The sequence below is a fragment of the Paracoccus xiamenensis genome (assembly GCF_011308835.1).
GTDB classification, from domain to species: domain Bacteria; phylum Pseudomonadota; class Alphaproteobacteria; order Rhodobacterales; family Rhodobacteraceae; genus Paracoccus; species Paracoccus xiamenensis.
Map to the genome: position 1 here is coordinate 187,866 of NZ_JAAOHY010000002.1, position 22,567 is coordinate 210,432.

Annotated in this window: 18 protein-coding genes; 12 read left to right on the top strand and 6 right to left on the bottom strand. The window is 64.2% G+C overall.

The annotated features are described in order from the left end of the window. Positions 1-31 precede the first annotated feature (31 nt). Entirely contained in the window at positions 32-1,924 is a 1,893-nt protein-coding gene (locus tag G7044_RS07710) for an acyl-CoA synthetase (RefSeq protein ID WP_166327778.1), read from the top strand. A gap of 161 nt (positions 1,925-2,085) precedes the next feature. Here G7044_RS07710 and G7044_RS07715 read toward each other — a convergent pair whose 3' ends face one another. Genes G7044_RS07715 through G7044_RS07725 form a run of 3 tightly spaced genes read right to left on the bottom strand, consistent with a single transcriptional unit; the run spans position 2,086 to position 6,584 of the window. Further along, positions 2,086-4,407 (bottom strand): sulfatase-like hydrolase/transferase, encoded by a 2,322-nt coding sequence (locus G7044_RS07715; RefSeq protein ID WP_166327780.1) that lies wholly within the window; start codon positions 4,405-4,407, stop codon positions 2,086-2,088. Between the two features lie 3 nt (positions 4,408-4,410). Then, positions 4,411-5,163, bottom strand: a complete 753-nt coding sequence (locus G7044_RS07720) for a hypothetical protein (RefSeq protein WP_166327782.1) — start codon at positions 5,161-5,163, stop codon at positions 4,411-4,413. Next, the gene (locus tag G7044_RS07725; RefSeq protein WP_166327784.1) at positions 5,160-6,584 is read right to left on the bottom strand and encodes a hypothetical protein; all 1,425 of its coding nucleotides are present in this window, start codon (positions 6,582-6,584) and stop codon (positions 5,160-5,162) included. Before G7044_RS07725 ends, G7044_RS07720 begins: the two co-directional genes overlap by 4 nt. Before the next feature lie 156 nt (positions 6,585-6,740). On the opposite strand from G7044_RS07725, the gene G7044_RS07730 reads away from it, so the two are divergent. From G7044_RS07730 to G7044_RS07750, 5 genes are read left to right on the top strand one after another with little or no spacing between them, the layout of a single operon-like run. Then, positions 6,741-7,559 (top strand): hypothetical protein, encoded by an 819-nt coding sequence (locus tag G7044_RS07730; RefSeq protein WP_166327786.1) that lies wholly within the window; start codon positions 6,741-6,743, stop codon positions 7,557-7,559. A gap of 6 nt (positions 7,560-7,565) precedes the next feature. Beyond that, positions 7,566-8,264 (top strand): FkbM family methyltransferase, encoded by a 699-nt coding sequence (locus G7044_RS07735; protein WP_166327788.1) that lies wholly within the window; start codon positions 7,566-7,568, stop codon positions 8,262-8,264. Positions 8,265-8,271: 7 nt separating this feature from the next. Further along, positions 8,272-10,116 carry a glycosyltransferase family 2 protein gene (locus G7044_RS07740; RefSeq protein WP_235931206.1) on the top strand — a complete coding sequence of 615 codons (1,845 nt, stop codon included), beginning with the start codon at positions 8,272-8,274 and terminating at the stop codon, positions 10,114-10,116. Between the two features lie 36 nt (positions 10,117-10,152). Then, the gene (locus tag G7044_RS07745; protein WP_166327790.1) at positions 10,153-11,322 is read left to right on the top strand and encodes a nucleotide sugar dehydrogenase; all 1,170 of its coding nucleotides are present in this window, start codon (positions 10,153-10,155) and stop codon (positions 11,320-11,322) included. Between the two features lie 15 nt (positions 11,323-11,337). Then, positions 11,338-12,387: a glycosyltransferase family 2 protein gene (locus tag G7044_RS07750; RefSeq protein ID WP_166327792.1), complete on the top strand. Its 1,050-nt coding sequence runs from the start codon at positions 11,338-11,340 to the stop codon at positions 12,385-12,387. A 48-nt stretch (positions 12,388-12,435) separates the two neighbouring features. On the opposite strand, the gene G7044_RS07755 is transcribed toward G7044_RS07750, so the two are convergent. From G7044_RS07755 to G7044_RS07765, 3 genes are all read right to left on the bottom strand, one after another. Next, the gene (locus G7044_RS07755; RefSeq protein WP_166327794.1) at positions 12,436-13,920 is read right to left on the bottom strand and encodes a tripartite tricarboxylate transporter permease; all 1,485 of its coding nucleotides are present in this window, start codon (positions 13,918-13,920) and stop codon (positions 12,436-12,438) included. A gap of 3 nt (positions 13,921-13,923) precedes the next feature. Further along, positions 13,924-14,409: a tripartite tricarboxylate transporter TctB family protein gene (locus tag G7044_RS07760; RefSeq protein ID WP_166327796.1), complete on the bottom strand. Its 486-nt coding sequence runs from the start codon at positions 14,407-14,409 to the stop codon at positions 13,924-13,926. Positions 14,410-14,491: 82 nt separating this feature from the next. Beyond that, positions 14,492-15,445 (bottom strand): Bug family tripartite tricarboxylate transporter substrate binding protein, encoded by a 954-nt coding sequence (locus G7044_RS07765; protein ID WP_235931207.1) that lies wholly within the window; start codon positions 15,443-15,445, stop codon positions 14,492-14,494. Positions 15,446-15,807: 362 nt separating this feature from the next. Between G7044_RS07765 and G7044_RS07770 the strand changes: the two genes are divergently transcribed. From G7044_RS07770 to rfbG, 6 genes are all read left to right on the top strand, one after another. After that, the gene (locus tag G7044_RS07770) at positions 15,808-17,796 is read left to right on the top strand and encodes a type VI secretion system Vgr family protein (protein WP_235931208.1); all 1,989 of its coding nucleotides are present in this window, start codon (positions 15,808-15,810) and stop codon (positions 17,794-17,796) included. Beyond that, complete coding sequence (locus tag G7044_RS07775; protein WP_166327800.1) at positions 17,796-18,050, top strand: PAAR domain-containing protein; 255 nt, start codon at positions 17,796-17,798, stop codon at positions 18,048-18,050. The genes G7044_RS07770 and G7044_RS07775 overlap by 1 nt, the downstream gene beginning before the upstream one ends. Positions 18,051-18,583: 533 nt before the next feature. Beyond that, positions 18,584-19,000 (top strand): GtrA family protein, encoded by a 417-nt coding sequence (locus G7044_RS07780; protein WP_235931209.1) that lies wholly within the window; start codon positions 18,584-18,586, stop codon positions 18,998-19,000. Further along, positions 18,997-20,613: a hypothetical protein gene (locus G7044_RS07785; RefSeq protein WP_166327804.1), complete on the top strand. Its 1,617-nt coding sequence runs from the start codon at positions 18,997-18,999 to the stop codon at positions 20,611-20,613. Before G7044_RS07780 ends, G7044_RS07785 begins: the two co-directional genes overlap by 4 nt. Then, complete coding sequence (gene rfbF / locus G7044_RS07790) at positions 20,610-21,425, top strand: glucose-1-phosphate cytidylyltransferase (protein ID WP_166327806.1); 816 nt, start codon at positions 20,610-20,612, stop codon at positions 21,423-21,425. Before G7044_RS07785 ends, rfbF begins: the two co-directional genes overlap by 4 nt. After that, complete coding sequence (gene rfbG, locus G7044_RS07795; RefSeq protein WP_166327808.1) at positions 21,425-22,555, top strand: CDP-glucose 4,6-dehydratase; 1,131 nt, start codon at positions 21,425-21,427, stop codon at positions 22,553-22,555. The genes rfbF and rfbG overlap by 1 nt, the downstream gene beginning before the upstream one ends. Positions 22,556-22,567 lie beyond the last annotated feature (12 nt).

Genomic DNA, 22,567 nt, shown 5'->3' on the forward strand with positions numbered 1-22,567 from the left:
CGGCCGCGACACGGTCGGCAAGGGGGGAATTATGGCCAAGAAGATCTCTTTCGGCGGAATCGCTGATCGTGACGCCGTCGAAAACGCGATGCCTTACGAGGCGCGCGGCAACGCCAGGACGATCTATGAATTCCTGTCGCAAACGGCCGAGCGCTTCCCCGAACGTCCGGCGGTCTCGTTCCAGCTTATGTCCGGCCCCCGCGACCACGCCACCACGCTGAGCTGGCGCGAGCTGCGCGAGCGGGTGACCGAAACCGCCAACCTGCTGCGCAAGCTGGGCGTTGGCCCGACCGATACCGTGGCCTATCTGCTGCCCAACTCGATCGAGACGCCGGTGGTGCTGCTGGCCGGGATGACCGCCGGTATCGTCAACCCCATCAACCCCTTGCTGGAGGCCGAGCACATCGCCGGCATCCTGCGCGCTACCAACGCCAAGGTGCTGGTGACGCTGAAGGCCTTCCCCAAGGCCGACGTGGCGCAGAAGGCGGCCGAAGCCGTGGCCATGGCTCCGAATGTCCAGCACGTGCTGGAGGTGGACCTGAACCGCCACCTGACCGGGGTGAAGAAGTTCATCGTCCCGCTGATCCGTCCGAAGGTGACGGCCAAGCATCAGGCCGAGGTCCATAATTTCGAGGCGGCGGCCTCGGCCGAGAACCACAACCGGCTTGATTTCGACGATCCCAAGCAGGACCGCGTCGCCGCCTATTTCCACACGGGTGGCACCACCGGCCTGCCCAAGGTGGCGCAGCACAAATATTCCGGCATGATCTATAACGGCTTTCTGGGCGGCACCTTGCTGTTCAACGAGGAAGACGTGCTGATCTGCCCGCTGCCGCTGTTCCACGTTTTCGCCGCCTATCCGGTCCTGATGAGCTGCATTGCGTCGGGCGCGCATATGGTGATGCCGACCCCCGCCGGTTACCGGGGCGAGGGCGTCTTCGACAACTTCTGGAAACTGATCGAGCGCTGGCAGGTCACCTTCCTGATAACCGTCCCCACGGCCGTTTCGGCGCTGGTGCAGCGGCCGGTGGATGCGGATGTGTCCTCGTTGCGCACAGCGATTTCGGGATCAGCTCCGCTGCCGGTCGAGTTGTATAACCGCTTCAAGGCCGCCACCGGGGTTGAGATCGCCGAAGGCTACGGCCTGACCGAGGCCACCTGCCTGGTCAGCTGCAACCCGGTCGACGGCGAGAAAAAGGTAGGCTCTGTCGGGCTGCCGCTGCCCTATACCCATGTCCGCATCCTGCGGACCGACGGCAACGGCGGCTTCACCGAATGCGGCACCGATGAGGTGGGCGAGATCTGCGTTGCCAATCCGGGCGTCTTCGAAGGCTCGACCTATACCGAGGCCGACAAGAACCATGACCTGTTTGCCGAGGACCGTTTCCTGCGGACCGGCGATCTGGGCCGGATCGACGATGACGGCTATCTGTGGATCACCGGGCGGGCCAAGGATCTGATCATCCGCGGCGGCCACAATATCGACCCGGCCGAGATCGAGGACGCGCTGCTGTCGCATCCCGCCGTTGCCTTTGTCGGGGCCATCGGTCAGCCCGATGCCCGCGCGGGCGAGCTTCCTTGCGCCTATGTCGAACTGGTGGCCGATGCGACCGTGACCGAGGCAGAGCTGATGGACCATGCCCGCACGCATATCCATGAACGCGCCGCAGTGCCGAAGCATCTGGAGGTTCTGCCGGAACTTCCGAAAACCGCCGTCGGCAAGATCTTCAAGCCCGACCTGCGCAAGCTGGCGATCCGGCGTGTCTACGATCAGGCGCTGGAAGGCACCGGCGCCAGCGTGGCCGCGGTGGTCGAGGACAAGAAGCTGGGTCTGGTGACCAAGATCAACCGTGCCGAGGGCACCGACGAGGCCGCGGTCGCCGCGCGTCTGGGCGAATTCACCCGGCCATGGAACTGGGCGTAACGCCCCTTCGGCATGACCCGAAAAACACGGCCGCGCGCGCCCGCATCCATCCGGGGCGCGTGCGGCCTTTTAATGTGCGCCGACTGGCCGGAACGGCGATCCCATCAAGACCGGCGGCGCGAGTCCTTCCTCAGCGACTTCGGCCGCGTTTCAGCCTGCTGTCAGGTGAGGGTGGCCGGCATCACGCATTGGGCCGCCAGATCCGCCTCTGGCGGCAGATCGGGCAGCATCAGGCAAGAGCTTCCGGCATGGATCATCCGGCCGCCGCCGGGCGCGGGCGCGATCTGCGGCGGCAGTGTCCATGCCGACAGGTCATAGCGTTGCGCCGCGTCCCAGCCGATCAGCTCGACCGTCGCACCAGCGGCCAGCACGAAGGTCTTGGCCCCCGGTCCGGCTTCGATTGTATTGGGGCCGGGCCCGATGGTGACGTGATGATCGCCCTCGGCAAGGGTCAGGTGGTTGCGTCCCGGTCCGGTGTCGATACGCGAATTTCCGGGGCCGTCTTCGATCCGGTCATTGCCCGGCCCGGCGATGATGGTGTTGCGTCCCGGCCCCGCAATGATGTGGTCATCGCCCGATCCGCCGTCCAGCGTATCCGGCCCCGCGCCGCCGATCAGCGTGTCATTGCCCGATCCGCCGTAAAAGCTGTTGCCGTCGCGCCCGCGCCGGGATTTTGCCCGCAGCAGGTCGTCACCGGCGCCGCCATGGAACACCGCGCCGCCATAGCTGGGCCCAATCATCACGTCATCCCCGCGTGAGCCGATCACGTCGACCGCGACCCGTTCCGAGGTTTCGAACCGGAACGGGCTGTCGGGATGGCCGACGACATGGATCGCCTTGCCGACGCGTTCCGCCCCGCTGTCCTCGCGCCGGGCAACAACGGTGGCGATGCGAATATCCTCGACATGGGGGGGCAGCTTGACGACGTAATCGTCGGGGCCACCCAGATACCACAGACGATCATGGCCGCCATCGGCATCTTCGCGGATCTTCTCGATCCCGTCGCCGTAGGCCCAGTAATCGTTATCCCGCGCCCCGCCCGCCAGCACGACCGAACCGTCGACCGCCATCATCGCATTGATGCCGTCGGCGGGGTTTTCCGCGCCCGAAAGGTCCAGCCCCAGATCCAGCGCGCCGCGCGCCAACTCGTCCCGCAGCGCCGCCATCGGCGCGCGGTCGGGGGCGAGGTTGTCGGTCTCTCCCGGATCGGCGATCAGGTCATAGACGTGTTCCTCGCCATTGGGATAGCGGAAATAGCGCAGGTGCTGCATGCCTTCGGTCGAGGGCCTGACCGACAGCGTCCCAAAGACCGAGGTGACCGGCGATTTCGCCTGGTTGAAGCCGCCGAAACTGTCGTCGATCAGCGGCAGCAGGCTTTGGCCCGACACCCAATCGGCCCGGCGCGGCAGCCCGGCCAGATCCATGATCGTGCAGGGCAGGTTGTGCAGCGACACCGGCATCTCGATCACCCGGCCTTCCTCCATCCGCGGCGACCAGATGCCAAGCGGGACGTGGGCGGCGCTGTCCCATTGGCTCATCTTGTGGAAGCTGTCGTGATTGCCAAGGTTGAAGCCGTTGTCAGACAGGAAGATGACCGTCGTGTTCTGCCCCAGCGGGCTTTCACGCAACGCGTCCAGAAAGCGGCCGATTTCGTGGTCGACATGGCTGATCGCGGCGAAATAGGCGCGCACGACTTGCCGCCAGCCTTCGTCCCCAGCCTTTTCCGGGGTCCAGTTCCCATTGGCGATATAGGCGGCCTCATACACCGCGAAGCCGGGCTGCGGACCGAAGAAATCCTCGGGCGCGGCGATCGAGGGCCACTGGATCGCGGCCGGGTCGTACATCTGATAAAAGCGGTCGGGGCATTCCAGATTGAAATGCGGATGCTTGAAACCAAGCTGGATCAGGTGCCGGCGCGACGGATCGGCGCGGCGGAGGTGGTCGATGGCGTTCTGTGCCACCCAATAATCATAGAAGCGGTCGTCCTGGCTGCCATCGTCATCGGGGTGGTTCACGCCCGAAATCCCCGGCCCGCGCCCGCCCAGATATTCCTTTACGTTCTTGCGCCCGCCCTTGTCGCTGCATTCCGGTTCCTCGTGGAACAGCACCCGGCGGTATTCCTCGGGCATGGGCTTGTAATTGCTGTCCACCTTGCCGGTGGTGAAGTTGTAAAAGCCCGCCCGGCGCAGGTCGAAGGCCCAGGCGCGTTCTGGCGGCATCTCGTCGCGCCAGAAGCGGTTCAGGTCCACCAGCCCGGTGCGATAGGGCGACAGGCCGGTGGCGATTTCCGCCCGGCACGGGGCGCAAAGGGGCACGCTGGCATAGGTATTGGCAAAGCGCACGCCCTCGCCCATCAGCCGGTCGATATTGGGGGTCTGAATGGTGATGCCGAAAGTGTCGCGCCAGGTGAAGATGTCGATCATGTCATCCACCCAGATCAGGCAGATGTTGTCTTCGCGGATCGTATCGCGGTCAAAGGCCATGGATCACAGCTCCCACAGGCAGAGGTTGGCGAAGGCATCGCGCAGCGACCGGGCGGCGGGGGTGGGATCCGCGGCCAGCAGGTCGTGGCCGGGCCAGACCAGCACGCCGCCGATGGCCCCTGCGCCCAGCGTCTTGGGCATTCCTGCACGGTGGCTGCGCGCCCCGATCAGCAGGTCGGCCATGGCGGGCAGGTCGCCCGTGACCATGCCTTCGGCGCGGGCATCATCGGCGGGACGCCAGATGCGCAACTGTGCGCCTGCGCGCGCGATCATCACCGCCTGCCAGCCATCGCCCATCGCGGGCAGGCGCAGGCTGGCGGTGCCGTCATTGTCGCGCAGCTCGACCTCCAGCGCGGCATCCTGATGCAGATACAGGTAGTTCGCCTTGCCTTCGCCGCGCGCGGCCAGAAGGCTGCGGGTTTCCTCGGCCGCAGGTGCGGGGTGCCAGATCAGCGCCGCTGACCAGATGCCGCTGTCCAGCAGCTTCTCGACCCGGTAGCCGCAGTTTTCGCCGGTGCTGAGGATCAGTGCCTGGCGTCCGTCGATATCGTCGAACAGGGCAGGGGCCTGGGGCATATGCGCCTGCGCCACCCGCCGCGCGGCAGACCGATCCGCCCATTGGCCCGGTTCCGCGCCCGGCCGGGCGGCATCGAACCAGGACCCGCCGATCTGGGTATTCAGGTCTGACAGCGCGCGCGCGGCGTGGTCCAGCAGCGCCCCTTGCGGCGCCATGACGGGGATATGCAATTCGCTCATCGGATCACCTGAGAGGCGGGCAGCGCCCAACGATAGACCGGCGCGCCAGTGCCGGTTTCACCCTGCCAGTCGTCGCGCAGCGCACCTGCCCAGCCGGGCAGGCGGCTGTCGGGATCGGGCGCGCGGGGCATGGCATACTCCAGCCGCGCCGCGACCTCGCGCGGCAGATCGGCGTTCAGGGTCAGGCGAATCGCGCGCGGGTCCTGCGGGTCGATGCCGATTTCGCTGATCTCGATTCCCTCGGGCGCGCCGGACAGCGCAAATCCGGCCAGCGGGCCCGCGCCCATCGGATCACCCGTGTCGATCACCAGCGGGGCCGCCGATTTGAACAGCGCCCGCAAGCCGCGCGGGCCGTCGCGTTCGACAAGGCACAGGATTGGCGCGGTCCAGTTCTCGCGCCCGGCAAGGGCCTCCAGCGCCCGCGATTCCAGTTCGGCCTGGATCAGGGCCGAGGCGCGCAGCGGCTGGCCCAACCGGTCCTGCGTCAGCGATGCGGTCGAACCGGTCAGCGTGAGGTCATGCGTACCCGGACACAGCGCCAGACGGCACAGCCCCTCGGCAGCGATGCGGGCGCGGGTAGGGTCGCTGCCCCACCAACCGCCGCAATCCAGCGTCATCAACATCCGCGCGGGTGGCAGGCCTGCTTCTGCGACAGCCTGCGCGATGGTGTCGAGCTGAGACAGAAGCGCGTGGTGGAAGGCGTCCGCGTTCTGATCCGGTGCCACCTGATCGGCGCTGACTTCCAGACAGATGGCGGCGACGCGGGGGGCCTTGTGCAGCGCGGCGCCAAGGGCGGCAAAGCGGTCTAGCGCGGCGCGAAAGGGGGCCAGATCGCCCTCGCGCGGGCAGGCGGCACAGGCAAACAGCGGCAGCGCGCGGAAATCGGCATGGCGACGGCGTAGAAGGGCGGCGGCCAGATCGGCATCCAGCCCGCAATGGCGCAGGTTGTCGAATAGCGGCGGATCTTCGTCCGCATCCTCGAACGCGGCGGTGCCAAGGATGTGGAAGGGGAAATCCGGCGACAGGCTGGGCGCGTTGAAGCGCCGCCCGCCGGCGATGGAAAAGATGCCCCGCACCGGCCCCGGCGTTTGCGCCAGCACCCCCGTGCCCGAGATATGACGCAGATAGCGGCGCGGGCCATCCGCACCCGGCAGGCGAGCAGTAAAGGACAGCCAGTCGCCCTGTCGGGTCACGTCCCAGCCGTCGATATCGCCCAGAATCGCCGGATCCAGCGGGATCGCGGCGGCGGCCTGGGCGGTCACGCTGTTGGGTTCTGCATGTGGCTGCGCGCCCGGCAGCGCGGCCAATCGTCGCGCGAGGTCGGCAACGACGCGATCGGACAGGCGTAGCACCAGCCCGGTCTCATCCGCGGCGAGGATCGGGCCGTTCTCGGCAGAAAGTAAGATCGTGCGGTTGCCCATGGCCGTCCTGATGTCCTTTCGGATTGCGCTTTCCGGTCTAATCGCACCGGCTTGAATTACAAGCCAATTGGCCCATTTGCCAGGATATGCCGGAAGCACTGGCGGCATACGGTCCGGTCGGCTAGAACATGCGGGTCATAACCGCCGAGGCCCCGCATGAATCTCGATCGCCGCCCTGTCGCCTCGCTCTGGATCGGAGCGGAGCTGCATTATCTCAACCAGTTGTGTCTGAAGTCGCACTTGCTGCATGGCCACCCCGTGACGCTGTACTGCACGGACGATGTGCAAAACGCCCCCGAAGGCGTGGTGATCCGCCCGGCATCCGAAATCATGCAGATCGACATGGATCTGGTGAACGACACCTCGGCGTCGTTCCTGTCGAACGTCTTCCGCTATAAGATGATCCAGAAGACCGGCGCGATCTGGATCGATTGCGATGCCTTCTGTCACAAGCCCTTTCCCGACGAATGGGAATGGATCTTTGCCGGCCACGGTATGCGCGGGGCACTGAACTGCGGGGTCGTCGGGCTGCCGCAGCAATGCGAACTGATGGATCAGCTGCTGGATTACTATGACAACCTGCCCGACTATCCGGCATGGTGGAACAAGCGCCAGCGCAAGCAGATGGACAAGATCAAGGACAGGGGCGGCATTACCCACGCCGCCGCGATCTATAAGGCAGAGCGTACGGCCTTTGGCCCGCAGGCCTTTACGTGGTTCGCCCAGCAGACCGGCGATATCGAACGCGCGATGACGCCCGACGTGATCTATCCGGTGCCGTTCCAGTTGAACGATATTTTCTATGATCCGCATGGCCGGGTCGAGGGCTGGTTCACCGACGATACCGTCAGCGTCCACCTGTATACCAACGGCACCAAGCCCTGGTGGCGCAAGAACCCGCCGCTGCCGAATTCCTATGCGGCGCGGATGTGCGAACTGGTCGGCATCGACCCGTCCAAGGCGCTGGAGGGCTGAGCGCGGATGTCCGGGGGCGATGACAGCGCTACTGCGGCCGATCTGGAGCAGCAGCTGAAAAAGCTGCGCCGCCGGCAGAAGCGGAATGAGCGCGCCGCTTGGGCGAATGGCCTCCTGACCGGCATCTGCGGTATGCTGCGGCCCGGCGATCTGGCGATTGATTGCGGCGCCAATGCGGGCGAGATCTCGGCGCGGCTGCTGGCCAGCGGTGCCGATGTCGTGGCCTTCGACCCCGAACCTTGGGCGAATGAACAGTTGACCCGGCGCTTTGGCGGTGAGGACCGGTTCACCCTGCACCCGGCTGCGGTCGGCACCTCGGAAGGGGTGGTCAAGCTGATGCGGGCCAACAATTTTGACGGCAACGCTGCGCAGGCTTCGGTGAAAAGCACAGTCGTCACGGGCGGGCGGCAGATCGATGAAAGCACCGAGAACGCCATCGAGGTGCCGCAGATCGACTTCATCTCTTTTCTGCGCGACACCATCGCCCGGCGGGGCGAGGTGGCGTTTCTGAAGATCGACATCGAGGGGGCAGAGCTTGATCTAGTCCCCGCCATTGACGCCGCCGGCCTGTTCGCCGCCATCCGCTGCACGGTGGTCGAAACGCATGAACGCAAGTTCCGCGACCGCGCCGCTGATTTTCAGGCGATGCGCAAGGCTATCGCGGAAAGATACGCCCCCTCGCATGTGAGCCTCGACTGGATCTGACGCCGCAATGGAATCCCGCCCGGAAATTGATACCACGCTGCAGCACCTGAAGCATCGCAGTCGGCACGGCACCGTCATGGCGGTGTCGATGATGAAGGACGAGGCGCCCTTCCTGCTGGAATGGTTCGCACATCACCTTGCCGTCGGCTTCACCGACATCCTTGTCTATACCAATGACTGCACCGACGGCACGGTCGAGATGTTGCAGCGGCTGGAGGCGTTGGGCCTGGGCTATCATCGCCCCAATACCATCCCCGAAGGTGTGAAGCCGCAGCCCTCGGCGCTGAACCATGCCCAGGCGGAGCCGCTGGTCCAGAATGCCGATTGGCTGCTGGTCTTCGATGCCGACGAATTCCTGTCGATCAACCACCCCTCGGGGCATCTCGACGGGATGCTGGACGATGTCGTGGCGCAGGGGGCCAACGGGATTGTCATCACCTGGCGAATCTTCGGCTCGAACGGCGTCATTGACTGGTCGCGCGACCCGGTCACCCAGCAATATACCCGCGCCGCGCCGCCCCTGTGGAACAAGGGTTGGGGCGTGAAGACGCTGTTCAAGTTCGACCCGGAATATTGGAAGCTTGGCATCCACCGCCCGGCGATCAAGAACAAGCATCTCAAGGACGATTTCCCCGAGACGGTGAAATGGCTGAACGGTTCCGGCCAGCCGATGGAAGACTATTTCAAGTTCCGCGGCTGGCGGTCGATCCGGCGAACGCTGGGATATGACTGGGCGCAGATGAACCATTACGCGGTCAAGTCCATCGACAGCTATGCCGTGCGCCGGTTCCGCGGCAATGTGAACAACAAGAAAGACAAGTATAACGCCGACTATTGGTCGCTGCAGGACCGCAATGAGGTCTCGGACACGCGCATCCTGCGCCATGCCGACCGCCGGGCAGAGATCATGGCCGCGCTGCTGACCGACCCGGTCCTGTCGCGGCTGCACTTCGCCGCGTTGGACGCGGTCGAACGGCGGCTGGACGAATATCGCGGATCCGCGGCCTATCAGGCGCTGAAAGACAGCCTGATCGAGGCCAGCAAGGTGCCGATCACTCAGGTCGAGGCCAAGCCGCCGCAGGCCCGCGACCCGGCCAAGATCGCGGCGCTGATGTCCGAGGTCGAGAAGAAGGCGGTGAAGAAATCGGCTGAGACGGCGAAAGACGCGCCCGTTTCGGGCTGGAACGCCATCGGCGTTGCGCATTACCCCGAAGGCCGGATTCGCCTGTCGCCCGAGGAAGGGCTGGAATGGGTGGCCTCGCAAGAGGTGCAATTGCCCTGCGATCCGCAGCTGTTCACCGCTGAGGCGTCGATGGCCGTGCTGGCCGGCAAGTTCGACCGCCGCCACGGGCGCAACATCATGGCCTATCTGGGCCAAAGCCAGCGGGTGCTGGATCTGGGCGCGGGAATCGGGCTGCCGTCGATGCGCGCCCTTCAGGTCCGGCCCGAATTGACGATCATGGTGCAGGACAGCCAGCCCGGCTTGGCGGCGGCGGCGGCGCGGATCCGTGCGCGTAACGGGCTGGAAAACGCGGCCCGGCTGCGTTTCGTGGACGGCCCGCTGTTCTTTGCCGGGGACGAAGGCGCGCAGGCCAGCGGGCTGGCGGCCTATCTGGGCGATTTCAATCCCGATACGCTGCGGATCTCTGGCCGTGCCGGGCTGACGGGGGCGCATCTGGCGAGGTTGGACCTGTCGCGTGTGTCCCGCGTGATTCTGCCCTTCGACGGTGACCCGGAATCGCTGCGCCAGTCCTTCGGTCCGGTTCTGGCGGAAAAGGGTTACGCTGAAGTTTCCGATGCGGCGTCACTTGGTTCGCTGCGATTTGATCGCCTTTCTGGCAAAAATGACTAAACTGCGCCGGCATGTGTGCCTGAAAGGGTTTGAAAGATGACGAATATTGCGGTCGCCGGGCTGGGCTATGTCGGCCTTTCCAATGCTGTTCTGCTGGCACAGAATAACCCGGTTATGGCGTTGGATATCACGCCGGAACGGGTGGCGATGATCAACAACCGGGTCTCGCCCATCGAGGACCGCGAGATTTCGGATTTTCTGACCAATCACCAGTTGAACCTGACCGCCACCCTTGACCCCGAGGAAGCGTTTCGTGACGCCGAATTCGTGATCGTCTCGACGCCGACGAATTACGACGTCAGGACCAACCGCTTCGACACCTCGACGGTGGAAACGGTGCTGGCGGAAATCAAGCGCATCAATCCGGACGCGGTGGCGATCATCAAATCGACCATTCCCGTCGGCTTCGTCGACCGTATCCGCGCCGAGCTGGACTGGCAGAACGTGATCTTCTCGCCCGAGTTCCTGCGCGAGGGCAAGGCACTGTTCGACAACCTCTATCCCTCGCGCATCGTGGTGGGCGAGAAATCGGAACGGGCGCAGAAATTCGCGGCCCTGCTGGCCGAAGGCGCCATCCGCAAGGACATGCCCGTGCTGTTCTGCGGCCCGGTCGAGGCCGAGGCGATCAAGCTGTTTTCCAACACCTTCCTTGCCCTGCGCGTCGCTTATTTCAACGAGCTGGACAGCTATTCCATCGCCCATGACCTGAACACGCGCGAGATTATCGACGGCGTCTGCCTGGATCCGCGCATCGGCGATTTCTATAACAATCCCAGCTTCGGCTATGGCGGCTATTGCCTGCCCAAGGATACGAAGCAGCTGCTGGCCAATTACGACGCCGTGCCGCAGAACCTGATCTCGGCCATCGTCGAATCGAACCGCACCCGCAAGGATTTCGTGGCCGATCAGATCGTTGCCAGAAAGCCGAAGATCGTCGGTGTGTATCGTTTGGTAATGAAGGCCGGGTCCGACAACTTCCGTGACAGCTCGATCCAGGGGATCATGAAGCGGATCAAGGCCAAGGGGATCGAGGTCGTCGTTTATGAGCCGGTGCTGAAGGACGATCTGTTCTTCAACAGCCGGGTGATCCGCGATCTGGATGCCTTCAAGGCGGAAAGCGATGTGATCCTGGCGAACCGGCTTTCGGCTGATCTGACCGATGTCGCGGGTAAGGTCTATACCCGCGATCTGTTCGGCGTTGACTAGGGGTCACAGCACGAGATGAGAATTCTGTCGGCAACCACGGTCCGTAACGAAGGCCCCTATCTGCTGGAATGGATCGCCTGGCACCAGGTCCTGGGGGTCACGGACTTTCTTGTTTATTCGAACGACTGCACCGACGGAACGGACCTGCTTCTGGACCGGCTGGCGGAACATGGGGTGCTGGTTCACGAAACCCATCAGCCACAGCCCGACCGCTCGATCCAGTGGAGCGCGCTGAACGCCGCATGGAAGCATCCGCTGCGCAAGGTGGCCGACTGGATGCTGGTCTCAGACCTGGACGAGTTTCCGGTGATCCATGCGGGCGAAGGGCGGCTGGCCGATCTAATCGCGGCGCTGCCCACCGGAACGGATGCGGTGGCGCTTGCCTGGCGACTGTTCGGGGCCAACGGAATCATCGGCATCGACGACAAGCCCGTGGTCGATCAATTCGTCCGCTCGGCCCCTGCGAACATGTCGCACCCGATTGCGGCGACCTTCTTCAAGTCGCTGTTTCGCCCGTCATCCTTTTCGCGGCTGGGCGTCCATCGTCCGCGCCACCGTAAGGACAGCCAGCCGCTTTGGGTTGACGGGTCAGGTCGGAAATTGCCGCCAGTCATGGGCGGCAATGACAAGCGAATGTCTTTGTCGGGCCTGCGCGACCATCGCAAGCTGGCCGAGATGCACCACTACTCTCTGCGCTCGGTTCAGGGGTTCATGGTGAAATCCGAACGCGGCCTGCCCAATCGCAGCGACAAGCAGATCGGACTTGGCTATTGGGTCGATCGGAACTTCAACAGCATGGAAAACACCGCCGCGCGGCGCATGTCGCCCCGCCTGCACAGCCAGATCGCGGCGCTGAAAGAGCTGCCCGGCGTGGCGGATCTGCACCTGGCGGCGTTGCAATGGCATCGCGACCGCTTTGCCGCGCTGGTGAAGACGCAGGCGGCCTATGATCTGTATTGCCAGATCCTGCATGCCTATGACAGCGCCGTGCTGCCGCCGGAATTGCAGCGGATGCTGCTGCATCTGTTCGCGGACGTCACTGACGCCAACCAGACAACGCAATAGAAAACGCCTGCCACCAGATCGGCGGCAGGCGCGTTAAGGACAGGGGGATCAGCCCCGCTGGCGCAGGCGCTTGACCAGCATCGGCACGATGAAGACCAGTGCCGCGACCGTCAGGAAGGTGATCGAAATCGGCGTCTCGATCAGGGTGGCCGGGTTGCCTTGGGCGGCGGTCAGTGCGGTGCGCAGCTGATATTCCGCCATCGGTCCCAGGATCAGCCCGATCAGCACCGGAGCGATGGGAAAGTCATAGACCCGCATCACATATCCCGCGACGCCCACCAGAACCATGACCATCAGGTCGAACTCTGACCCCGACACGCCCCAGATGCCGATCAGCGCAAAGATCAGGATGCCGGCGTAAAGCTGTGGTTTCGGCACTGACAGCAGTTTGACCCACATGCCAATCAGCGGCAGGTTCAGCACCAGCAGCATGATATTGCCGATATACAGGCTGGCGATAAGACCCCAGACCAGATCCGCGTTCGAGGTGAACAGGTTCGGCCCCGGCTGCAGCCCGTAATTCTGGAAGGCCGCCAGCAGCACCGCCGCCGTGGCCGATGTGGGCAGCCCCAGCGTCAGCAGCGGCACCAGCACGCCCGCAGCGGCGGCATTGTTCGCGGCCTCGGGGCCGGCGACGCCTTCGATGGCGCCATGGCCGAATTCCTCGGGGTGCTTGGACAGTTTGCGTTCCAGCGTATAGCTGAGCATGGTCGGGATCTCGGACCCGCCGCCGGGCAGGGTGCCCATCGGAAAGCCGATGGCGGTGCCGCGCAGCCAGGGCCGCCAACTGCGCGAAAAATCCTGCTTGGTCATCCACTTGCCGGAAACGACCAGCGGCGCCTCCTTGCCGGGGTCATAGCGCGAAACGACGAACAGGATCTCGCCAATGGCGAAGAGCGAGACCAGCACAACGGTCAGCTCGACCCCGTTCAGCAGCTCTGCCTGGCCGAAGGTCAGGCGCGGCTGGCCGGTCATGTTGTCGATGCCGATCACCCCCATCCCAAGGCCAAGAAACAACGAGATCAGCCCGCGAGTGCGCGAATTGCCCATCACCACCGCGACCGAACAGAAAGCCAGCACGATCAGGGCGAAGTAATCGGCGGGTTTGAAGACAAAGGCCAGCTCGGCCACGAAGGGGGCGACGAAGGTCAGCGCAAAGGTGGCCAGCGTCCCGGCGACGAAGGACCCTATGGCCGCCGTCGCCAGCGCCGCAGCACCACGGCCCCGGCGGGCCATGCGGTTGCCTTCCAGCGCGGTCATCATCGACCCCGCCTCTCCCGGTGTGTTGATGAGAATCGAGGTGGTCGAGCCGCCATACATGGCACCGTAAAACACGCCCGCGAACATGATGAAGGCCGAGGTTGGCCCGATCGACACCGTGACCGGCAGCAGCAGGGCGATGGTCAGCGCCGGGCCGATCCCCGGCAGCACCCCGATGGCGGTGCCAAGCGCAGAGCCGATGAAGGCCCACAGCAGGTTCATCGGTTGCAGCGCAACCCCGAAGCCATGCATCAGATATTCAAGGCTTTCCATCGCTCAGAACCCCGCGATTGGCAGAAACTGCCCGAGTTGAAGCCCCAGCCGGTCAAACAGCAGCCAGGCCAGGCTGCCCAGGACCGCCCCGGTGATCACATCCCTAACCAGCGCCCGCGAGCCGAAGGCGCGGGCCACCAGCGCAAAGATCGCCATCGCCGTCAGCGGCAGCCCAAGGGTCCGCAGCGTCAGGATCGGCAGAGTTGCCGCCGCCAGCACCATCAGCAGGGCGGCGTAGTTGACCGGGGCATGGGCGTCGGCATTTTCCGCCTCCTGCGCCTCGAAGCTCATCCCGCGCGAGATTTGAAGCGCAAGGATGATGCCCAGCAGCACCAGCGCGCCGCCGATGATGGTCGGAAAGGCGCGCGGCCCGATGCCGGCATAGCGCGAGGCCGGCGGCAGCGACGAAGCGCCCCAGATCCAGATCAGGCCGATCCCGATCACGATGGCAGCCAGCCAGTAGGGGCGTGGTCCGGTAGCAGGCGTCATGTCAGCGCTCCTGGGGGTTCTGGCCGGCGATGCCGAAGGCGCCCGCGGGGGACGCCTTCAGCCTTGGAGTTGGGGTCACGGCCTATTGGACCAGACCGGCATCCTTCAGGACGGTGCCGATGCGGGTGTTTTCGGCGGCAATGAATTCACCGAAGGGCGGGCCCGACAGATAGAAGGCGTCCCAGCCTTGGGTTTCCAGCACCTTCTTCCACTGTTCGCTTTCGTTCAGCTGGTCGAAGCGCGCAATCCATTCGGCGGCGTTTTCGGCCGGCATGCCGGGGGCGCCAAGGATGCCGCGCCAGTTGGCGATCTCGACATCATAACCGGCTTCCTTGAAAGTCGGCACGTCCAGACCCGGGCGGCGCTCTGCCGCGGTCAGGCCAAGGATGCGGATGCGGCCCTGATCCTGAAATTGCTGGAATTCCGAGATGCCGGAAATACCCGCCTTCAGCGTGCCGTTGACGATCCCGGTCACCGTTTCCGCGCCCGAGGCCTGCGGGATATAGTTCACATCCGCGACCGGAACGCCCGCAGACTGGGCCAGCAGCGCCAGCGCGATATGATCGACCCCACCGGCCGAGCCGCCGCCGACGGGCACCGCGCCCGGATCGGCTTTCATCGCGTCGACCAATTCCTGCAAGGTCTGAATTTCGGATTTCGCATCGACCGCGATCACCAGATGCTCGGCCGTCAGGCGGGCAATGGGCGTATAGGTCGACAGGTCGATGGGCGAGCTGTTGAGCATGATAGAGCCCACCGTGATCGCCCCGAACACCGCCAACGCATCGGGCTTGTCGCTCTGCGAATTCTGGAACTCTGCCAGACCGATGGTGCCACCGGCGCCGCCGGTATTGGTGAAGTTCACGCCTTCGGTATAGATCCCGGCCTCGTTCATGGCGGCAAAGGCCTGGCGGCCGGTGCCATCCCAGCCACCGCCGGGATTCGCCGGCAACATGACCGAAACATCGGCCGCGGCCATGGTGCCAATGCTGGCAACGACCGTCCCGGCCGTCAGGAACGTTTTCAGAAACATCATTTCCTCCCCTATGGGCCGGTGACGCAGGTTCCCTGCCCGCGTGCGCACCGGCGCAAGCAAAGTGAATACGACGCCGTGATGCCCGTCAAGCGAGGATGAGGGCGCGAGGCGGCAGCCTTGGCGGTTCTGACCGCCAGCCGCTGGCGGCCCATTTCAAGGCGGCGGCTGATTTGTAATGTGCTGCGGATTAAGGGGCTTGCAAATTCGTCTGCGCCGGGCTGCTCTGGTATTCGCGAAACGATGTGGCTAGATTGGCGGCATTATTCACGTTCATTAATGATTGCGGGAAGTCTGGTATGAATGCCCCCTTCAAGCAGGCCGAGCGCCTCGGCCGTCTGACGACAGCAATTGGCGCAGATGTTTTGGCACTTTTACGTTTCGACGGCACCGATCATTTGAATGACCTGTTTGAATACCGGGTCGAAGCGCTGTCGACACGCGATGATCTGGATTTTGACGCGCTCGTCGGCACCCATGCCACCGTCGAGATCGAGGCCCATGACGAAATGCGCCCGTTCGACGGCATCATTACCAGCGCTCGCTGGGCCGGCGTGGGCGAGAACGGGCATCGCTATGACCTGACGCTGCGTCCCTGGTTCTGGCTGGCCGGCAAACGCCGCAACCAGCGGATCTTCCACGACATGACCGTGGTCGAGATCTTGCAGGAATTGCTGTCCGACTATGCCGGGCTGGGCGAGCCGGCGCTGGAAATCAAGCTGAGCGAGACATATCCCAAGCTGGAATACACCGTTCAATACCGCGAATCCGACCTGGAATTCGCCCGCCGCCAGATGGAGCGGCACGGGATCAGCTTTCATTTCCGCCACGCCGTTGGCAGCCATACGCTGGTGCTGACCGATGACGTGCTGGCCCATGAAGAGATCGGGGCCCGCCCCTTCAAGCGTTACGATGGCCATCATCAATACGAGCAGGAACATTTCTGGGACTGGGCGCCGGAACGCAATCTGACCACCGGGGCGATCCGGCAGACCGATTACAACTTCAAGCGCCCCGATCAGGCGATGGAGACGGAATCGCTGGGTGATGCCGAATATGCCGAAGGTCAGATCGAAAGCTTCGATTACCCCGGTGACTATCTGGAACAGGGGATTGGCCGCATCGTTTCCGGACTGCGGACCGCGCAGGAACGCGGGGCCGACCGGCGCAACCGGGCGATCGGTGACTGCGTCAGCCTTGGCGCGGGAATGCGGCTGACCCTGTCGGGCGATCATGTGCCCGGCACCGGCGAAAGCTATCTTTGTCTGTCGGCCACGCATCACTTTGTCAGCGAAGCCTACGGCTCGGGTGGTGAGGGCAGCGATGGCTATGCCTTTACAGGGCGTTATGTGCTGATGCCCGACACCGCGCCGATGTTCCCGCCGCGCCGCACCCGCATCCCGACCGTCAAAGGCCCGCAAACGGCCGCAGTCGTCGGCGAGGGCGAGATCGATTGCGACGAATACGGCCGTATTCTGGTCAAGTTCCACTGGGACATTCACGAGAAATATTCGATGCGCTGCCGGGTCAGCCAGAACTGGGCCGGTAATGGCTGGGGCGGCATGGTTATCCCTCGCATCGGGATGGAGGTCGTGGTCGAGTTCCTGGAAGGCGATCCCGACAAGCCGCTGGTCACTGGCTGCGTCTATAACGGCAAGAACAGCGTGCCTTACGACCTGCCGGCCAACAAGACCGTCAGCACCTTCAAATCCGACACCCATCAGGGCGGCGGCTATAACGAATTCCGTTTCGAGGATCAGGCCGGGCGTGAAGAGGTCTTCATGCACGCCCAGAAGGACCACAACACGATCATCGAGAATGACGAAACACACGCAATCGGGCATGACCGCAGCAAGTCGGTTGGCAACGACCAATCGGAATCCATCGGTCACGACAAGACGATCAGCGTGGGCAACAACCATACCGAAAGCATCGGCAACGACATGGTCTATAATGTCGGTCGCAATCAGCAGGAAAACTACGGCAAGGATCACATCCACCGCGTCGGCAACGTGCATAAGCAATCCATCTATTCGGATCACCTTTACGAGGCGGGGCGCAATTTTGAAGGCGAGGTGTTTGGTCGCTATACGCTGGATGTGGGTGAATCGATCACCAATAACACCAAGGTCCACACCTTGATGGCCTTCCAGAAGATGCAGGTGAAGGGTCCGGGCGGCAAGATCACCATCGATTCCAGCGGCATCATCCTGGAGGCGCCGACGATCTGGCTGAAGGGAAATGTCATCATGGGCGGCTCTGGCGGGTCGCAGGTGCCGACGCTGCAAATGGCCGCGCGCGAGGGGCTGCCGCTTTGCGAGGAATGCGCCAGCTTTGATGATGAGAAAGCCTGATGCGCACCATCGCGCGCGTCGGCGACAAGCATCTGTGCCCCGTGCACGGGACAAATGTCATCATCGAGGGCGGCAGCGGTACTGTTGACGGCCGCGCCGTCGCCCGTGTCGGCGACAAATGCGCCTGCGGCGGCGTTATTGTCGAGGGCGAACCCGGCGCGTTATGCGACGGTCGTCCGGTGGCCTATTTCGGTGCCAAGACCAGCTGCGGCGGAATTATTGCCGATTGCCAGGGCACGGCCGTCCTGAAATAGGCGTGCTCGCTTTTCGTGTTGCAACCATGAATTGAATTTTCCTGATTGAGTCTCCTCTTTAGGGGAAATCTCAACTCATGCGCGAATTGCGCTTTGACTATCCTTTGCTGAAATGCGCGCCAAATGCCAATGCCGTGCCGCTTGGGCGGCGCAGTTCTCCGTCCGGGCCTGTATTCGTTATGGTTGTGTCAGGAGGCTTCTTTTTCACGGCAATTCATGGGCTTCGCAATTTTTTCCGACGTTTTCGCGCCAAAATCGGGCGAAACCGGGCATTAAGTCGGCCCGTTTGACATTAAGCTTTTACTTGAGAATCGAACGACCCTGCGGCAAGCTGATTGGGATAGTTTTGTTTTAACTTCCGGTGCTTGTTGTGATGTGCTGTCCGAGATCGCCGATTGGCGATCAAACCTTTCGCCGAAATGCGCGGGCCGCGATGCCCGAATGGGCCCCGCTGGGGCGACCCGATGGCGAATCGGCGCGGGATTGCGTGCGGGTGCCCTCCGGCCGGGCGGAGTGACCCAGAAAGAGCCAGAATGTCGCCGCTTCACAGGACCGCACAGCACGATCGGAACAGCGACAGGACGCTCCTGCGTTTTCTCGCTGTGGGTGTGGTGAACACGGCTTTTGGCTATTGCATCTATGCCTTGGCCGTTCTGGCCGGCGCGCCGCCGCAACTGGCGCTTATCCTGCAATTCGTGCTGGGCGCGCTGTGGAATTTCCAGATGCATGCGCGCCTTGTTTTCGCCGTGCGCGGCTGGGCGCGTCTGCCGGCCTATATCGGTGCCTACCTGCTGATCTATGCCGGCAACGCGCTGGCGCTGCGTCTGGTCATGGCGCAGGGCATCGGCGCGCTGATGGCGCAGCTTCTTATCCTGCCCGTCGTGGTCGCGGCCTCTTGGCTGCTGATCGGGCAGGTCATGGGCTATCGTCAGGGCAGGAGGCTGGATTGATCGGACCGTCCACCATGGGCCGCGCAGTTCCGGGGCGCGGGCAATATGCCCGCCAGGCCTTGCTGGCTGGGGCGGTGTTTCTGGCTCTGGTCGCGCTGTTCGGGCGGATCATGGGCTATGATCTGCGGCGCGATGAATTCATGTTCGTGCCCCCGGCGGTGCTGCTGGACGATTACCGGCTGTATCAGGACCTGTTCTATAACCACGTTCCCTATTCCGCCTGGCTGTTCAGGGCGGCTCATCTGTTGCTGCCGGGGCTGGGTCTGCTGGCGGTGGCGCGGCTGACGATCTTTCTGGCATGGATTTTGTTGCTGGGCGGCTCTGCATGGCTGGGGTGGCGGCTGACGCGTTCCGCCCTGGTCGCGGTGTTCGGGCCGGTCAGCCTGATGACGGCGGACGTGCTGCTGGGGCAGGCGGGGATGGCGGCGACGAACAACCTGCTGCCGCTGCCCTTTGCCATGCTGGGGTTGGGCCTGCTGGCGATTTCGCTGGTCGAGCGTGACTATGCCTTTGCGCGCCTGTTCGTGGCCGGGCTGCTGCTGTCGGTGGCGGCTGGGATGAAAGCCAGCGCGATTGCCTTCGTGCCGGCGGTGGCGCTGGGTTGTTTCCTGTTGCCGCGCGATTTGCCTTTCGCCCGGCGGGCGCGGGATATCGCGCTGCCGGTGGCGCTTGGCGGGGTTGTCGGCGCGGCACCGCTGCTGTGGCTTGCGGCGACGCAGCCCGACCTGTTTTTCGCGCATATCGCCAGCTATCACGGCGGCCCGCATGTCGCCTATTGGCGCGACAATGCCAGCAGCGAGCCGGGCATCGCGTTGGGGCAGGGGGCCAAGTTGCAGCTGGCCTGGGTCGTGTGGATGGCGGGCGCGCCGCTGCTGGCGCTGTTTGTCACCGCATTGGGCGGCCTGTTCGCGCGCGGCGTGGATGCAGGCGGGGCGGTGCTGATCGTGATGGCGGCGATGCTGTCGGCGGCGCTGTTTGCCTTTCTGCCGACGCCGGGATTTCCGCAATACTACATCGGACCGTTGATCTGCCTGCCGCTTCTGCTGGCGCTGTTCTGGCGCGGCAGCGGCAATGCGCGGGCGCTGCTGGACCCGGCGATGATGGTCGCTGTGGGGCTGATGCTGGTGATTGCCGCGCCCCGTCTGGCCCTTGGCCTGAATGAACTGCGCCACCCCGACAAGCTGACCGTGGTGCGCGTCCAGACGGGCGGCAACGCGCTGCGTGCGGCGCTGGCACAGCAAGGCCTGCTGGCTGCGGGGCAGGTGGCGACGCTGTCGCCGCTGTATCCGCTGGCGGCGGGGCTGCCGATCTATCCCGAATTCGCCCCCGGCCCATTTGCGATGCGCGTCGCGCCCTATACCGACGCGGAGCTGCGCGCCCTCTATGCCATGGCCGGGCCGGACGAATTGCCGGCGCTGTTCGAGGCCCAGCCCCCCGCCGCCATCATCACAGGGTTCGACCCCGGCCTGGATGCCGCGCTGGAGGCCTATGCCCAGTCGCGCGGGTATCAGGCGCAGGCCTTCCCCGCGATTACTGACCGTTATGGCGAGGCGAGGCTGTGGCTTCGCCCCGCCGCCATTCCCGAAACTGACCAGACAGGAGGCAATCCATGAAGACGATCCTGCTTGCGGGCGGGCTTGGTTCGCGCCTGGCCGAGGAAACCGTCGCCATCCCGAAACCCATGGTCGAGGTGGGCGGCCGCCCGATCATCGCCCGTGTGATGGATATCTACAGCCATTTCGGCCAGAACGACTTCATTGTGGCCGCTGGCTACAAGTGTTTGATGCTGAAGCAGTTCTTTGCCAATTATCACCTCATCGCCAATGATATCAGCGTCGATGTCGATACCGGCAAGCTGAACCTCAAGCCGATCTCGGCGGGTGGGTGGAACGTCAGCGTCGTTGATACCGGCGCCGAGACGATGACCAGCGGACGTATCCGCCGGCTGCGCGACTGGGTCGGGGATGAGGCCTTCATGGTCACCTATTCCGACGGGCTGGGAAATGTCGATATCGACCGGCTTCTGGCCTTCCATCGCGGCCATGGCAAGCTGGCGACGGTCACCGCGGTGCAGCCGCCAGCGCGCTTCGGCAATATGGAAATCGCGGGCGAGCAGGTGCAGGCCTTCACCGAAAAGGTTCGCCGCTATGAGACCTGGATCAATGGCGGTTACTTCGTCTTTGAACCCGGCGTCTTCGACTATCTCATCGACGATATGGAGCCGCTGGAACAGTCGCCCATGGTCAACCTGACCCGCGACGGGCAGCTTATGGCCTTCAAGCATTATGGCTTCTGGCATCCCATGGACACGGTGCGCGACCGCAACGCACTGAACGAGGTCTGTCACCAGAACCCGCCGCCTTGGCTGATGTTCGATGAGGCCTCGCAGGCGCCGGACCCGGCCCGGCCGGTTGCGGTGATCTGATGGCGGATAGCGGCGAGCGCGCGCAGGATCCTTTCGGCGGCGTCTTTGCCGGCCGGCGGGTGCTGCTGACCGGGCATTCCGGTTTCAAGGGCGGCTGGCTGACCATGTGGCTGGACCGGCTGGGCGCGCAGGTTCGCGGGGTCTCGCTGGCACCGGCGACGGACCCGGCGCTTTTCGACCTCGCCCGCGTCGATCGCAGTTGTGACAGCCGCTTCGCCGATATCAACGACCCCGCCGCACTGGCCGACGAAATCGCCGGCTTTGACCCTGATCTGATTGTCCATATGGCCGCCCAGGCCATCGTGCGCGACAGCTATGATTTCCCGGTCCAGACCTTCGCCACCAATGTGATGGGCACGGCGAATGTGCTGGAACTCGCGCGGCAATTGCCCTCGGTCCGGGGGGTGGTCGTGGTGACCAGCGACAAATGCTATGAAAACAATGAATGGGACTGGGGTTATCGCGAGTGCGACCCTTTGGGCGGATCCGACCCCTATAGTGCCTCGAAAGCCTGTACCGAGCTGGTCGCCCAGGCTTACCGCCGGTCCTTCTTCAGCGCGCCGGACGGGCCGCGGCTGGCCTCGGTCCGGGCGGGGAATGTGATCGGCGGCGGCGACTGGTCGGCGCATCGGTTGATCCCCGACATGGTCCGCGCCGCAGCCGCTGGCGTCGAGGTCGCGATCCGCAACCCCGGCAGCGTCCGCCCATGGCAGCATGTACTGGAACCGCTGGCCGGCTATCTGGCCGTCGCCGCCCGCCTGCTGGACGGGCGGGGCGACAGCGTGGCCGAGGCATGGAATTTCGGCCCCGATCAGGACGCGACCCTGCCGGTCGGGCAAATCTGTACCGCCTTTGCCCAAGCATGGGGCTCCGGCGGTCCGCGCATCGCGATCCGCCCCGATCCGAATGCCCCGCACGAGGCCGGGCTGCTGCGGCTGGACAGCACGCGGGCGCGGCTGCACCTGGGCTGGCATCCGCGTCTGGATATCCACGCGGCCCTGCGCCTGACCGCAGAATGGTATCGGGCCCATGCCGCCGGCGCGGATATGCGGGCGCTCAGCTTCGACCAGATCGACCAGTATCAGGCGCTGATGGTGCCGCTCGGGCAGGCCAGCGTCCCGATCAGATAAAACACGACTTCT